General features: G+C 74.4%; 14 protein-coding genes and 1 pseudogene. 9 read left to right on the forward strand and 6 right to left on the reverse strand.

Features of this window, described 5'->3' with window-relative positions; genetic code table 11:
• Positions 1-319, forward strand: a pseudogene (locus GA0070213_RS23780) (hypothetical protein); the annotation flags it as partial.
• Positions 320-359: 40 nt separating this feature from the next.
• Here GA0070213_RS23780 and GA0070213_RS23785 read toward each other — a convergent pair.
• The gene (locus GA0070213_RS23785; RefSeq protein ID WP_245716528.1) at positions 360-953 is read right to left on the reverse strand and encodes a class I SAM-dependent methyltransferase; all 594 of its coding nucleotides are present in this window, start codon (positions 951-953) and stop codon (positions 360-362) included.
• 129 nt (positions 954-1,082) lie between these two features.
• Between GA0070213_RS23785 and GA0070213_RS23790 the strand changes: the two genes are divergently transcribed.
• The 3 genes from GA0070213_RS23790 to GA0070213_RS23800 all read left to right on the forward strand — a co-directional run bounded on the left by GA0070213_RS23790 (position 1,083) and on the right by GA0070213_RS23800 (position 3,756).
• Positions 1,083-2,258, forward strand: a complete 1,176-nt coding sequence (locus tag GA0070213_RS23790) for a sensor histidine kinase (RefSeq protein ID WP_091069129.1) — start codon at positions 1,083-1,085, stop codon at positions 2,256-2,258.
• Positions 2,255-2,947, forward strand: coding sequence for a response regulator (locus GA0070213_RS23795; protein WP_091069134.1), 693 nt, complete (start codon positions 2,255-2,257; stop codon positions 2,945-2,947). Before GA0070213_RS23790 ends, GA0070213_RS23795 begins: the two co-directional genes overlap by 4 nt.
• Before the next feature lie 80 nt (positions 2,948-3,027).
• On the forward strand, positions 3,028-3,756 hold the full coding sequence (locus tag GA0070213_RS23800) for a DedA family protein (protein WP_091069137.1): 729 nt from the start codon (positions 3,028-3,030) through the stop codon (positions 3,754-3,756).
• A 138-nt stretch (positions 3,757-3,894) separates the two neighbouring features.
• On the opposite strand, the gene GA0070213_RS23805 is transcribed toward GA0070213_RS23800, so the two are convergent.
• A complete protein-coding gene (locus GA0070213_RS23805; RefSeq protein ID WP_091069142.1) occupies positions 3,895-4,293 on the reverse strand; it encodes a VOC family protein in 399 nt (132 codons plus the stop codon).
• Positions 4,290-4,862 (reverse strand): cob(I)yrinic acid a,c-diamide adenosyltransferase, encoded by a 573-nt coding sequence (locus GA0070213_RS23810; RefSeq protein ID WP_091069145.1) that lies wholly within the window; start codon positions 4,860-4,862, stop codon positions 4,290-4,292. The genes GA0070213_RS23805 and GA0070213_RS23810 overlap by 4 nt, the downstream gene beginning before the upstream one ends.
• Between GA0070213_RS23810 and murA the strand changes: the two genes are divergently transcribed.
• On the forward strand, positions 4,861-6,291 hold the full coding sequence (gene murA / locus GA0070213_RS23815; RefSeq protein ID WP_091069149.1) for a UDP-N-acetylglucosamine 1-carboxyvinyltransferase: 1,431 nt from the start codon (positions 4,861-4,863) through the stop codon (positions 6,289-6,291). The genes GA0070213_RS23810 and murA overlap by 2 nt on opposite strands.
• A 66-nt stretch (positions 6,292-6,357) precedes the next feature.
• A complete protein-coding gene (locus tag GA0070213_RS23820) occupies positions 6,358-7,206 on the forward strand; it encodes a 3-hydroxyacyl-CoA dehydrogenase family protein (protein ID WP_091069163.1) in 849 nt (282 codons plus the stop codon).
• Positions 7,207-7,234: 28 nt separating this feature from the next.
• Here the strand turns inward: GA0070213_RS23820 and GA0070213_RS23825 are convergent, their stop codons facing one another.
• The 3 genes from GA0070213_RS23825 to GA0070213_RS23835 form a co-directional block, all read right to left on the reverse strand.
• On the reverse strand, positions 7,235-8,044 hold the full coding sequence (locus GA0070213_RS23825; RefSeq protein WP_091069166.1) for an alpha/beta hydrolase: 810 nt from the start codon (positions 8,042-8,044) through the stop codon (positions 7,235-7,237).
• A gap of 79 nt (positions 8,045-8,123) precedes the next feature.
• Positions 8,124-8,969 carry an ABC transporter permease gene (locus GA0070213_RS23830; RefSeq protein WP_091069168.1) on the reverse strand — a complete coding sequence of 282 codons (846 nt, stop codon included), beginning with the start codon at positions 8,967-8,969 and terminating at the stop codon, positions 8,124-8,126.
• Entirely contained in the window at positions 8,966-9,814 is an 849-nt protein-coding gene (locus GA0070213_RS23835) for an ABC transporter ATP-binding protein (RefSeq protein WP_091069170.1), read from the reverse strand. The genes GA0070213_RS23830 and GA0070213_RS23835 overlap by 4 nt, the downstream gene beginning before the upstream one ends.
• Before the next feature lie 86 nt (positions 9,815-9,900).
• On the opposite strand from GA0070213_RS23835, the gene GA0070213_RS23840 reads away from it, so the two are divergent.
• Genes GA0070213_RS23840 through GA0070213_RS23850 form a run of 3 tightly spaced genes read left to right on the forward strand, consistent with a single transcriptional unit; the run spans position 9,901 to position 13,252 of the window.
• Positions 9,901-10,425 carry a PadR family transcriptional regulator gene (locus GA0070213_RS23840; RefSeq protein WP_091069172.1) on the forward strand — a complete coding sequence of 175 codons (525 nt, stop codon included), beginning with the start codon at positions 9,901-9,903 and terminating at the stop codon, positions 10,423-10,425.
• Positions 10,422-11,102: an ABC transporter ATP-binding protein gene (locus tag GA0070213_RS23845; RefSeq protein ID WP_091069174.1), complete on the forward strand. Its 681-nt coding sequence runs from the start codon at positions 10,422-10,424 to the stop codon at positions 11,100-11,102. The genes GA0070213_RS23840 and GA0070213_RS23845 overlap by 4 nt, the downstream gene beginning before the upstream one ends.
• Entirely contained in the window at positions 11,099-13,252 is a 2,154-nt protein-coding gene (locus tag GA0070213_RS23850) for an FtsX-like permease family protein (RefSeq protein ID WP_091069176.1), read from the forward strand. The genes GA0070213_RS23845 and GA0070213_RS23850 overlap by 4 nt, the downstream gene beginning before the upstream one ends.
• Positions 13,253-13,305 lie beyond the last annotated feature (53 nt).

Below are 13,305 nucleotides of genomic sequence, written 5' to 3' on the forward strand. Positions count from 1 at the left end.
CGCCGCGGTCGTCTCGATCGCCACCGCCCTGCAGGAGTCGAAGCTGGAGAACCTCGGGCACCTCGGCGACCGCAATGACCACGACTCGCTGGGCCTGTTCCAGCAGCGCCCCTCCAGCGGTTGGGGCACCCCGGAGCAGATCACCGACCCCGAGTACTCCACCCTGGCGTTCCTCAAGGGCCTCAAGCAGGTCGACGGCTGGCAGGACATGCCGCTGACCAAGGCCGCCCAGACCGTACAGGTCTCGGCCTACCCGGACGCCTACGCCCAGTGGGAGAAGCAGGCCACCGACCTCGTCAACCAGCACTGGACCAAGTAAGCACACACGTGAAGGCCGGCACCCCGAGGGGTGCCGGCCTTCAGCGACTCACCGGCCGGCGGCAGTGGTAGACCAGGGCCGGCGGCAGGTTGGCCCAGACCGTCCGCCCGATCGTCACCTCTTCGAACGACCCGGTCAGCAGCCGCCGGAAGCGGCGGGCGGGCCGGGTCGGCGATGCGTGTCGGTACGCGAACGTGGTGAACGCTCCGCCCGGCCGTAGGGATCGCCGCACCGCGTCCAGGACGGCGATCTGCCGCCCGCCGCCGAACGCGGCCCAGGGCAGCCCGCTCACCACGACGTCGGCGGCCGGCAGGTGCCGGTCGGCGAGCACCCGGTCGAGGCTCGCGGCGTCGGCGCGTACCACGTCCACGGTCGGGTGCCGGCGCGCCAGGGCGGCGGCGAAGGTCGGGTTGAGTTCGACCGCCAGGTGGTGTCCGCGTCCGGCCAGTCGCTGCTGGATGGCGCGGGTGAACGCGCCCGTGCCGGGGCCGAGTTCCACCACCAGCGGATGCCCGGTGCGCGGCACGGCGGCGGTGATGTCCCGGGCGAGGACCGTGCCGCTGGGCAGCACCGCGCCGGTGGCGAACGGGTAGCGGGCGAACTGGCCGAGGAAGGCGGGGGCGTCACTGATCACGCCGACCGACGCTAGGCGGGTCGGGGCTGTCCGGATCTCGTGCGGCGGGCCGGCACACCGGCCAGTCGGAGGAGGGGTAGCGGCCGGAGGTAGGGCCGTCCGGTCCGCCCGGCTCCGTATGGTGGCCGGGTGAGCGACGGGCGGTGGATCCGGTGGCCCGAACTGCTGCTCGGGCTCGGCACGGCCACCCTGGGGTTGATCAGCACGCGTACCGCCGTCCCCGCCGTCCCGCACGCGGCGCGTGTGGTCGTCTTCGCAGTGCTCGCCGGAGTGGCCCTCGTCGGAGTCCGCCGCTGGCCGTGGCCGGTGCTGCTCGTCACGTCGACGCTGACGGTCGCCGCCGACGCGGCCGGCGTGACCGCCGGGGACATCGCCCAGATCGCCGCCGCTGTCGCGCTGGGCTACGTCGCCTACCACTCGGGCTGGCCGGCCACGGCCGCCGGGTACGTGCTCTTCCTGGCCGTGACGCTGGCCAATGTGATCGACCCGGAGAACCCGGAGATGCTCCGTGGCGGTCTCGGGGTGCTCCGGCTGGTGACGCTGGCCGGGTTCGCCGCCGCGCCGGTCGCCTTCGGCCGCTACCTCGGCGGGGTGCGCCAGGCGGCGGCCGCGGCGGAGGAACGGGCCCGGGAGGCGGAGGAGCGGCGGGCGGCCGAGGCGCGCATGGCGCGGCTGACCGAGCGGACCGCGATCGCCCGGGACCTGCACGACATCGTCGCCCACCACGTCGCGGCGATCGCCCTGCGCGCCGGCGCGGCCCGGTACGCGGTGCAGCACACCGGACGCCCCGAGGAGGCGGTGCTGGCGCTCGGGGAGTTGCGGGACACCGCCGGGCAGGTGCTGGACGAGTTGCGGGATCTGCTGGAGGTGCTCCGCGACCCGGACGCGGTGGAGCCGGCGGAGTCGCAGGTCGAGCCGGAGCAGGTGATCCGGGACGCGGCCCGTCGGGTGCGGGAGGCCGGGCTGGCGGTGCAGGTGCGGATGCCGGAGGCGCTGCACCGGGTTCCGCTGGTGGTCGGGACCACGGCGGCCCGGGTGGTGCAGGAGGCGTTGACCAACAGCCTGAAGCACGCCGGACCGGGCACGATCGTCTCGGTCGACGTCGAGGTGGCCGGCGGAGCCCTGCTGGTCGAGGTGCTGGACAGCGGCCCGGTCCGCCCGCGTACCCGGCTGCCCGCCTCCGGACACGGTCTGCGGGGGATGCGTGAGCGGGTCGGTCTGCTCGGTGGCACGCTCGTCGCGGGGGCCACCGACGGAGGCGGCTGGCGGGTGCGGGTTCGGCTGCCGATCAGGGAGAACGAATGATCAGGGTGCTGGTGGTCGACGATCAGGCGCTCGTCCGTGCCGGGGTGTCCCTGGTGCTGCGGACGGCCGGTGGCTTCGAGGTGGTGGGCGAGGCGGGGGACGGCCACGAGGCGGTCCGGCTCGCCGAGCGGCTGCGGCCGGACGTGATCCTGATGGACCTGCGGATGCCCCGGCTGGACGGCATCGAGGCGACCCGGCGGATCCTGCGGCAGCAACCGGCGGCCCGGGTGCTGGTGCTCACCACGTTCGCCGACGACGCGAACGTCTACGGGGCACTCGGGGCCGGCGCGCAGGGCTACCTGGTCAAGGACGGCGCTCCTGAGGACCTGGTGGACGCGGTACGGCGGGCGGCCTCGGGCGAGCCGCTCCTGGCTCCGCCGGTGCTGGCCAGGGTGTTGCGTCGGGCGATGGCCGCCCACGACCGTGACCGTGCCCCCGATCCGGCCGCCGCGGGGCTCGGTCACCTCAGCCCCCGGGAGCGGGAGGTGCTGGCACTGGTCGGCGCGGGCCTGTCGAACGCCGAGATCGGGGCCCGGCTGCACCTCGGGGTGACCACCGTGAAGACGCACGTCTCGGCCGCGATGGAGAAGTTGGAGCTGCGCAACCGGGTGCAGGCCGCGGTGGTGGCGCACCGGCTCGGCCTGGTCGACGACGGGTTCAACCCAGTGCCGGGTCCGGGGGGACCCTAGGGCGGCGGCCGGCCAGTCGGAGGACCCGTCCGGGCCACGGGCAGGACGTCACCGGTTGGCCCACGCGTGACGCTTGGCGTATGACCTTCCTGGACTCCCTGGTGGACCGGCTCGACGCGCTGCCGCCGAGCCTCGTGCTGCTGGTCGCGGCGGCGGTGCTCGCCGGCGAGGTGGGTCTGTTGGCCGGCCTGGTGCTGCCGGCCGCGACCACCATGCTGACGGTCGGGCTGCTGGCCCGCGCCGGCCGCGTCGACCTGGGAGCCGCGCTGGCGGTGACCACCGCCGCCGCGTTCGTCGGCGACCAGATCGGCTATCTGGAGGGGCGGCTGCTCGGTCCCCGGCTCCGGCGCGGCGCGCTGGGCCGGTGGGTGGGGGAGCGGCGCTGGCGGCGGGCCGAGGAACTGGTTGCCGCCCGGGGCGGGAGCGCGGTGCTGCTCGGCCGCTGGACCGCCTTCGCCCGCACGCTGGTGCCCCGGGTGGCCGGCGCGGCCGGGTTGCCGTACCGCCGGTTCGTGCTCTTCGACGGCGCGGCGGTGGCGGTCTGGGTGCCCGGCACGGTGCTGGTCGGCTGGGCGGCCGGCGGCCTGCCGCCCGGTCTGCCGGCCGCCGCCGGGGTGGCGGTCGTGGCGGCGGTCGCCCTCGCGGCCGGGTTCCGGCGCCTTCGGGTACGCCGGCAGCGCGCCGCCCGCCGGGCCTGCTCCGGAGCGGTCCCGGCCCGGCGAGGACCGGCCCGGCGCCGGCCGGGTTCCCGCCGTCCCGGTGCGGGCCGGACCGCGCCCGTCCGGCGAGGCGCGGTCGACCGCTGCTGACCGGCCGACCCGGTTCGCCGGCCGACCGGTGCTGCCCGGCAGACGCGGTCGACCGATGCCGATAGTGCCGGCTCTGTGCGGGCGGTGACCCGGTGCTCGGCCGGCGCGCCCGGGCGCGGCGCCGCCACCGGACGCCGGTCAGCCCGTCTCGGCCACCAACTCCACCTCGTACCCCTGGTTGTCGGTGAGGTAGGCGGCGTAGCTGTCCGGGCCGCCGGCGTGCGGGTGTCGGTCGCCGAAGAGCAGCGCCCAGCCGTGCTCGGGAGCTGCCGCGACCAGGCGGTCGACGGCGGCCGGCGGACCGGCGTGGAAGGCCAGGTGGTTGAGGCCGGGCGCGAGCCGGTCGTGGGTCCGGCCGGTGAGCGCCGGCGACTCCTCCAGCACCAGGTAGGTGGGCCCGTGCCGCCAGGAGACGCCGACGGGCCAGTCCTGGTACGGCGTCCAGCCCAGTTCGCCGAGAAGCCAGCCCCAGGCACGTCTGGCCGCCGCCAGGTCGGGTACCCACACCTCCACGTGGTGCAGGCCGCCGACGGTCAGCGCTTACCGCCCGGCACCCATAGCACATCTCCACCGGGATTGGCCGTTCTTGACAGGATGAAGAGCAGGTCGGAGAGCCGGTTGAGATACTTCGCCGGGAGGGTGCTGGTCCGATCGGGGTCGTGGGTGACCAGCGCCCATGCCGCACGCTCGGCGCGCCGGGCGGTCGTCCGTGCCACGTGCAGCAGTGCCGCGCCCGCGGTGCCGCCGGGGAGGATGAAGGAGTCGAGCTTGCTCAGGCGCGCGTTGAACTCGTCGCACCACCCCTCGAGGCGCTCGACGTACTCCTCGGTGACCCGCAGCGGCGGATACTTCGGGTCCGGCTCCACCGGCGTCGCCAGGTCCGCGCCGACGTCGAACATGTCGTTCTGCACGGATTCCAGCACGGTCCGCAGCTCGTCCGGGAGCTGCCCCAGGGCGAGCGCGACGCCGATCGAGGCGTTGCACTCGTCGACGTCGGCGTACGCGGCGATCCGCGGATCGGTCTTCGGCACCTGCTCGTTGTTGCTCAGCCTGGTCATGCCGGCGTCGCCGGCCTTGGTGTAGATGCGCGTGAGGTGGACGGCCATGACGCACAGCCTACGGATACCTGACCTGACCATTCCGGTGCGGCCGGACCGGCCGACCGCGGTGGGGCCGGGCGATGCCGGCGACCCGGCGCTCGGTGACGTCGACGTCATCCGGGTGCGCGGGAACGCCCGGCTGACCGGCACCGTGCACGTGGTGGGCGCGAAGAACTCCGCGTTGAAGCTGATGGCCGCCGCGCTGCTCGCGCCCGGCCGCAGCGTGATCACCAACGTGCCCCGGATCACCGACATCGCGATCATGGGCGAGGTGCTGCGGCGGCTCGGCTGCGGCGTACGCTTCGGCCCGGACGACCCGGTCGATCCGATGGTTGCCGGCGGCGGCCGGGAACGGTCCCGCTCGGTCGTCATCGACGTGCCGGAGCGGCCCGGCGCGGAGGCCGACTACGACCTGGTCCGCCGGCTGCGCGCGTCGATCTGCGTGCTCGGCCCGCTGCTGGCCCGGCGCGGCCACGTGCGGGTGGCCCACCCCGGCGGCGACGCCATCGGCTCGCGCGGCCTGGACATGCACATCGCCGGGCTGGCCCGGATGGGCGCGGAGATCTCCGGCGAGCACGGCTTCGTCATCGCCGAGGCGCCGGACGGCCTGCACGGCGCGGACATCGTGCTGGATTTCCCGAGCGTCGGCGCGACCGAGAACCTGGTGATGGCGGCGGTGCTGGCCCGCGGCGACACGACGATCGACAACGCGGCCCGGGAGCCGGAGATCGTCGACATCTGCGCCATGCTGAGCCGGATGGGCGCGCGGATCGCCGGCGCCGGCACCTCGACGCTGCACATCGTCGGCGTGCCGGAGCTGCACCCGGTCCGGCACGCCACGGTGGGCGACCGGATCGTCGCCGGCACCTGGGCGTTCGCCGCGGCGATGACCCGGGGGGACGTCACCGTGACCGGTCTCGACCCGGCCTACCTGGAGGTCGCGCTGGACAAGCTGGTCTCGGCCGGCGGCCTGGTGGAGACCCGCGGCGACGCCTTCCGGGTACGGATGGACGACCGGCCGGCGGCCGTCGACGTGGTCACGCTGCCCTATCCGGGCTTCGCCACCGACCTGCTGCCGATGGCGATCGGGCTGGCCGCGGTCAGCGAGGGTGGATCGCTGATCACCGAGAACATCTTCGACGGCCGGTTCATGTTCGCCAACGAGATGATGCGGCTCGGCGCGGAGATCCGCACCGACGGTCACCACGCCCTGGTGTGCGGCCGGGAGCGGCTCTCCGGCGCCCCGGTGCGCGCCACCGACATCCGGGCCGGCGCCGGCCTGATCATCGCCGGGCTCTGCGCCGACGGCGTCACCGAGGTCTCGCACGTGCACCACGTCGACCGGGGCTACCCGGATTTCGTGGCGGACCTGCGGGCGCTCGGCGTCGAGGTGGAGCGGGGCACCGCGCCGGAGGAACCCGACCTGGCCATCTGACGGGCCTTATCCCTCGTTAAGTAGGGTTCTCCCAGACGTTGTAGGACACGGGCGAGGGAGAAGCAGATGGCGGGTCGACTCGCGGTCGTCGGTGCCGGGCTGATGGGCTCGGGCATCGCCCAGGTGGCGGCGCAGGCGGGCTGGCAGGTGACGCTGCGCGACGTCGACGACGCGGCCACGAAGCGGGGCGTCGACGACATCCGGAAGTCGCTGGCGAAGTTCGCCGAGAAGGGGAAGATCGAGGCGTCCGACGTCGAGGCGACGCTGGGCCGGATCACCCCGACCACCGAGCTGGAGGCGGCGGCGGACGCGGACATCGTGGTCGAGGCGGTCTTCGAGAAGATCGAGATCAAGCACGAGGTGTTCCGCGCGCTGGACAAGATCTGCAAGGCGGACGCGGTGTTGGCCACCAACACCTCGGCCATCCCGGTCACCCAGATCGCCACCGCCACGCAGCGCCCGGAGTCGGTGGTCGGCACCCACTTCTTCTCGCCGGTGCCGATGATGAAGCTCTGCGAGCTGGTCCGGGGCTACAAGACCAGCGACGCGACGATGGACACCGCCCGTGGCTTCGCCGAGGAGATCGGCAAGACCGTCGTGGTGGTCAACCGGGACATCGCCGGCTTCGTCACCACCCGGCTGATCTGCGCGCTGGCGATGGAGGCGGTCAAGCTGGTCGAGTCCGGCGTGATCTCCGCCGAGGACCTGGACACCGCCTGCAAGCTGGGCTTCGGGCACGCCATGGGCCCGCTGGCCACTGTCGACCTGACCGGCGTGGACGTGCTGCTCAACGCCACCCGCAACATCTACACCGACACCGCGGACGAGAAGTTCTTCCCGCCGGAGCTGCTCCAGCGCATGGCCACCGCCGGCGACCTGGGTCGCAAGACCGGGCAGGGCTTCTACCCGTACTGACCGTGCCGACCGCCCCGCCCCGGACGGCTCACGTCCGGGGCGGGGTGAGCGCGGCGCCGAGCAGCGCGAACGCGTCCGGGATGACGGTGCCCCAGTAGCCGAAGTTGTGCCGCCCGTCCGCCCAGGCGGCGCGTACCGGGCGCTCGGGCAGCACCCGGGCCAGCGCGCGGACGTCGGGAAGGAAGTTGTCCTGCCGGCCGCACCACAGCCCGACCGGGGTCCCGCGCAGCTTGTCCACGCCGGTGAAGACCGCGTCGCCGGGGCGCACCGCGGGGGAGAAGGCGGCGGCCATCCGCAGCCACGTCGGGTACGTCTCGGCGAGCAGCAGCGCCCCGAAGCCCCCCATCGACCAGCCCCACACGGCCAGCCGGCTGCTGTCGAAGCCCCGTCGGGCGCACCAGGTGGGCACCTCCTCGCGCACCATCCGCCGCGGGTCGTCGGCGCCGTTCGGCCGCCAGGAGAGCCGGCCGCCGGTCGCGCCGGCGAGCGCGAACGGCGGGGCGCCGCGGCGTACCGCGTCGGTGAGGAAGCGGGCCAGCCCGAACCGGCCGAAGTCGCGCGGGGTGGCCGACGCGCCGTGCAGCACCAGGCAGACGGGCAGGCCGCGGCCGTCGCCGTACCCCTCGGGCACGGCGGTCCAGAAGTCCACCTCCCGGCCGCGGGCGGCGGAGGCGATGCGGATCAGCCGCTCGTCGCCGGCCGGGGCGTCGGGCAGGTCGGGTCCCGCCCCGGGCCGGGGCCCGGACAGTTGCCGGGCGGCCAACCCGCCGACCAGCGCCGCGCCGGCGACCCCGCCCCCGGCGGTCAGCAGTGCCCGCCGGCTCAGCATGCGTCCCATGCTCGGCAGTGTGCCATCTCGTGTTAAGCGGGGCCCCTTCCGATACACCAGGCGTTAAGCGGGGCCCCCGCCTTACACCTCAGCCGTCGCGGCGGGTGGTCCACCGGAAGGTGGTCAGGCACAGGATCAGGCCGAGCACGCACCAGGCCCCGAGCACCAACGCCACCCGGCCCAGCTCGAACGAGCCGCCCGGCTCCTGGGCGCCGAAGCTGTCCGGCAGGAAGACCGAGCGCAGCCCCTGGCACATCCACTTGAGCGGGAAGATCGCGGCGACCTGCTGCATCCAGGTGGGCAGGCTGGTGAAGACGAAGAACACGCCGGAGATGAACTGGAGCACCAGCGCGACCGGGGTGACCACGGCCGAGCCGCTGCGCGCGGTGCGGGCCAGCGACGAGATGGCGATGCCGCAGAGCGTGCAGGCGGTGACGCCGAGGACCGCGACCCAGCCGAACGTCAGCCACTTGGCGGCGGTCTGTGGCAGGTCCAGGTCGAACAGGGCGACCGAGACGGCGAGCAGCAGCGCGGTCTCGGCGATGCCGATGACCACCACCATGATCACCTTGCCGGCGAACCAGACCCACTTCGGCATCGGCGTGCCCCGGTAGCGCTTGAGCACGCCCCGGTCCCGCTCGATCGGGATCCAGATGCCGAGGTTCTGGAAGCTCACCGTCATCAGGCCGGTCGCGATCATGCCGGTGATGAAGTATTGCGTGTAGCTGACGCCCGGGGCGATCTCGTCGCTGAAGATCGCCGCGAAGATCAGGATCATGATGATCGGGAAGCCCATCGTGAACACGACGGACTCCCGGCTGCGCAGGAACTGGGTGATCTCCAGCCGCCCCTGGCGCAGGGCCAGCGCGCCCGCGCCGAGCCGCCGGGCCGGCGCGGCGGTGACCGGGGCCGCCGGCTTCGTGGTGGTGGTCATGAGTGTCCGATCATCCGCAGGTAGACGTCTTCCAGGGTCGGCCGGGTCACGGCCAGGCCGGGGACCTCGCCGCCGAAGCGCGCGGCCAGCTCGGCCACCAGCGCCGTCGGCGTCGCGGTCTCCGCCGACTCGGCCAGCCCGTCCGGGGTACGCCAGGAGACGGTCGCCAGCGCCTCCTGCCGGTTGCCGAGCCGGTTCGGCGGCGCCACCTCCACCACCCGGCCGGCCGCGATCACGCCGACCCGGTCGGCGAGCGCCTCGGCCTCGTCGAGGTAGTGGGTGGTGAGCACGATCGTGGTGCCGGCGGCGGAGAGGTCCCGGATCAGCTCCCAGAACTCGCGCCGGGCCTCCGGGTCGAAGCCGGTGGTCGGCTCGTCGAGGAAGAGCAGCTCGGGGCGGCCGATGATGCCCAGCGCCACGTCGAGGCGGCGCTTCTGCCCGCCGGAGAGCGTGTGCGTACGGGCCTTGGCCTTGGCGCCCAGCCCGACCCGCTCGACGACCTTGGCCGGGTCGTCGGCGTCCGGGTAGAAGCCGGAGAAGTGCCGGACCACCTCGCCGACGGTCAGCTCGTCGAACTCGCCGGTGCCCTGGAGCACGATGCCGACCTTCGAGCGCCAGTCGGCGTCCGGCTTGGCCGGGTCGACGCCGAGCACCCGGACCTCGCCGGCGTCGCGGTGCCGGTAGCCCTCCAGGATCTCGACCGTGGTGGTCTTGCCCGCGCCGTTCGGGCCGAGCAGGGCGAACACCTCGCCCCGGTGGACGTCCAGGTCCACCCCGGCCACCGCGACGTTGTCGCCGTACGTCTTGCGCAGTCCCCGTACGGAGATCGCGAGCTGCTGGTCCATGACTCAAGTGTGCGTGCTGCCGTCGCCCGCTGCGATCCCGGGGTTCACTATATACGCGAGGTATACACCCGGTGTAGTCTGCCCGCATGACGGTGCCCCTGACCCTGCTCGGCCTGCTCGAACGCGAGCCGAGCCACGGCTACGACCTGAAGCGTGACTACGACACCTTCTTCGGGCGCGGCAAGCCGCTGCCCTACGGGCAGGTCTACTCGACGCTCAGCCGGCTGGCCCGCGACGGCAAGGTGGTGGTCAGCGACGTCGAGCCCGGCGCCGGCCCCGACCGCAAGCGCTACGTCATCACCGACCGGGGCGCCACCGAGGTGGAGCACTGGCTGACCGAGCCGGTCGAGCCGGAACCCCATCTGCAGACCGTGCTGTTCGCCAAGGTCGTGCTCGCCCTGATGCTGGGCCGCCCGGCGGAGGAGTACCTGGACACCCAGCGCGCCGCCCACCTGCGCCGGATGCGGGAGCTGACCGAGGTCAAGCGGGCCGGCGGACTGGTCGACGTGATGCTCGCCGACCACGGCCTCTACCACCTGGAGGCGGACCTGAGATGGATCGAGATGGCCGGCGCCCGACTGGACGCGCTACGGAAGGCGGTACGGCGATGACCGTGACGATCGAGGCCCGGGACGTGACGTTCTCGTTCGGCGAGACCCAGGCCCTGCGTGGCGCGAGCCTCGCCGTCGAGGCCGGTGAGATCGTCGCCGTGATGGGCCCCAGCGGCTCCGGCAAGTCGACGCTGCTGCACTGCCTGGCCGGCATCCTGGTGCCCGACTCCGGCGAGGTCCGCTTCGGCGACGTGCGGCTCGACACGCTCGGCGAGGCGGAGCGGAGCGCGCTGCGCCGCGACCGCTTCGGGTTCGTCTTCCAGTTCGGCCAGCTCGTCCCGGAACTCACCGCGGCGGAGAACGTCGCGCTGCCGCTGCTGCTCGGCGGCGTCCGGCGCGGCCCGGCGCTGCGGTCCGCCCGCGCCTGGTTCGAGCGGCTCGGGCTGGGCGGCCTGGAGCACCGCCGCTCCGGCGAACTCTCCGGCGGGCAGGCCCAACGGGTGGCGCTGGCCCGGGGCCTGGTCGCCCGGCCGCAGGTGCTCTTCGCCGACGAGCCCACCGGCGCGCTCGACTCGCTCACCGGCGAGGAGGTGATGGACCTGCTCGTCGACACCGCGCGGGAGCAGGGCACCACCGTCGTCCTGGTCACCCACGAACCGCGCGTCGCCGCGTACGCCGACCGCGAGGTCGTGGTGCGGGACGGCCGGGTCAACGCGCCGGCCGGGGTCGGCTCGTGATCGCGCTCGCGCTCCGCCTGGCGGTCGCGGGCGGCCGGGAGGCGCTCGTCCGGCTGGCCGCCGTCGCCGCCGCCGTGGCGATCGGCGCCGGGCTGCTGCTCACCACCGTGGCCGGCGTGCACGCCACCAACGCCCAGCTCGGCCGGTACGCCGCGATGTATCCGCAGGAGACGGCCGGCGGCGCGGCCGACCCGCTGCTCTGGTCGACCCGGTTCGACTACTTCCACGGCACCCAGATCCAGCGCGTCGACGTCGCCGCGACCGGGCCGACCGCGCCCACCCCGGTCGGCGTGCCCCGGGTGCCCGGCCCCGGCGAGTACTACGCCTCCCCGGCGCTGCGGAAGCTGCTGGCCACCACGCCGGCCGACCAGCTCGGCGACCGCTATCCCGGCCGCGACCTCGGCGCCGTCGGCCCGGCGGGGCTCACCTCGCCGGAGAGCCTGCTCATCCTGGTCGGCGGGACGCCGGAGCAGGTGGGTGCGCTGGACCGGGTCCGGAAGGTCACCCGGGTGGCCGGCAACGAGGCGCCGCTGCCGGAGACCGCGATCGACCTCATCCTCGGCGTGGTGGCCGGCGGGCTGCTCTTTCCCGTGCTCATCTTCATCGGCACCGCGACCCGGCTCGGCGCCGCCCGCCGGGAGCAACGCTTCGCCGCGATGCGCCTGGTCGGCGCCACCCCACGACAGATCTCGGTGGTCGCGGCCGTGGAGGCCGCGCTCGCGGCGGCGATCGGCGCCGCGGTCGGCTTCGCCCTGTTCCTCGCGTTCCGCGGGCAGCTCGCCGCGATCCCGTTCACCGGCGTGCCGTACTTCCCCGGCGACCTCGCCCTCGGGTTGCCGGACGTCCTGCTGGTGGCGCTCGGGGTGCCGGCGGGCGCGGCGGTCGCCGCCTGGGTGGCGTTGCGCCGGGTGCGGATCTCCCCGCTCGGCGTCACCCGGCGGGTGACGCCGCGGCCGCCGCGGGCGTACCGGTTGATCCCGCTCGTGCTCGGTTTCGCCGGGCTGGGCCTCGGCCTGCTCTACCGGCCCGTCACCGGCGACGGTCAGACCGCGCTCTTCCTGCCCTCCCTGCTGCTGGTGATGACCGGGCTGGTCACCGGCGGGCCCTGGCTGGCCATGGTCGGCGCCCGGGCGATGGCCGCCCGCGCCGGCCGGCCGGCCGCGCTGATCGCCGCCCGCCGGCTCGCCGACAATCCGGCCGCCGGGTTCCGGGCGGTGAGCGGGGTGATGCTCGCGTTGTTCGTGACGACCGTGGCGGTCGGCGTGATGGGGACGATCGCCGCCGAGCGCGGCCCGGCCCCGCGGGGTTCGCTGGAGGCCGGCCGGCTGTCCTTCAGCCTGCTGAACGACGCGCCGGTGCCCGCCACGCTGCCGACCGAGCTGGCCGCGGTCCCCGGCGTGCGCAACCCCGTGGTCATCCGGGAGAACCCGGTGCAGGGCGCGGGTCACGACGACGGGGTGATCGCCTGCGCCGACATCCCGGCCGCCTACGGGCGGTGCGCCGACGGGGCGACCGTCGCCGAGGTGACGGAGGGCCTGATCCCCTGGCGGGAGTCCGCCTCCGCGGACCGGGTCTGGCCCGCCTCCGAGGTCGACCCGACGGCCCTCCCTCAGCTGCCTGTCGCTTCCCTGGCGGTCGACGCGGACGGCCCGGTCGCGATCGAGCGGGCCCGGACGATCATGGTGGCCGCGTTCCCCGGCTACGTGGTGGCGCCGACCGTGCCCGGCGACTTCGAGTCCGACTTCGCGAACACCATGCGGGGTTGGCAGCGGTTGGCCGACGTGGTGGTGGTGTTCAGCCTCGCGCTCGCCGGGTGCAGCCTGGCGGTCGCCGTGGCGGCCGGCCTCAGCGAGCGGAAGCGGCCGTTCAGCCTGCTGCGGCTCAGCGGCGCGCCGGTGCGGCTGCTGCGCCGGGTGGTGGCGCTGGAGAGCGTGGTGCCGATGCTCACCGTCGCCGCGGTCGCGGTCGGGATGGGCCTGGTCGCCGCGCACCTGTTCCTGCGCGCGCAGATGCACTACGACCTGCGCCTGCCCGGGCTCGGATTCGCCGCCGTGGTGGCCGTCGGGCTGCTCGGCTGCCTCGCCGTCATCGCCGCCACGCTGCCGCTGCTGGAACGCGTCACCGGCCCGCAGGCCGCCCGCAACGAGTGAGGTCCAGGTGGGCCGGCCACATCCGGAGCCCCGGTCGGCCCACCGGCGCGGAC

The organism is Micromonospora humi (assembly GCF_900090105.1).
Taxonomy (GTDB): Bacteria; Actinomycetota; Actinomycetes; order Mycobacteriales; family Micromonosporaceae; genus Micromonospora; species Micromonospora humi.

What these genes read in the sequence shown, in the direction of transcription:
- GA0070213_RS23795 (WP_091069134.1), top strand. Translation starts at nt 2,255, where the DNA reads ATGATCAGGGTGCTGGTGGTCGACGATCAGGCGCTCGTCCGTGCCGGG.
- GA0070213_RS23800 (WP_091069137.1), top strand. Translation starts at nt 3,028, where the DNA reads ATGACCTTCCTGGACTCCCTGGTGGACCGGCTCGACGCGCTGCCGCCG.
- murA (WP_091069149.1), top strand. Translation starts at nt 4,861, where the DNA reads ATGACGCACAGCCTACGGATACCTGACCTGACCATTCCGGTGCGGCCG.
- GA0070213_RS23810 (WP_091069145.1), bottom strand. Translation starts at nt 4,862, where the DNA reads ATGGCCGTCCACCTCACGCGCATCTACACCAAGGCCGGCGACGCCGGC.
- GA0070213_RS23820 (WP_091069163.1), top strand. Translation starts at nt 6,358, where the DNA reads ATGGCGGGTCGACTCGCGGTCGTCGGTGCCGGGCTGATGGGCTCGGGC.
- GA0070213_RS23825 (WP_091069166.1), bottom strand. Translation starts at nt 8,044, where the DNA reads ATGGGACGCATGCTGAGCCGGCGGGCACTGCTGACCGCCGGGGGCGGG.
- GA0070213_RS23830 (WP_091069168.1), bottom strand. Translation starts at nt 8,969, where the DNA reads ATGACCACCACCACGAAGCCGGCGGCCCCGGTCACCGCCGCGCCGGCC.
- GA0070213_RS23835 (WP_091069170.1), bottom strand. Translation starts at nt 9,814, where the DNA reads ATGGACCAGCAGCTCGCGATCTCCGTACGGGGACTGCGCAAGACGTAC.
- GA0070213_RS23840 (WP_091069172.1), top strand. Translation starts at nt 9,901, where the DNA reads ATGACGGTGCCCCTGACCCTGCTCGGCCTGCTCGAACGCGAGCCGAGC.
- GA0070213_RS23845 (WP_091069174.1), top strand. Translation starts at nt 10,422, where the DNA reads ATGACCGTGACGATCGAGGCCCGGGACGTGACGTTCTCGTTCGGCGAG.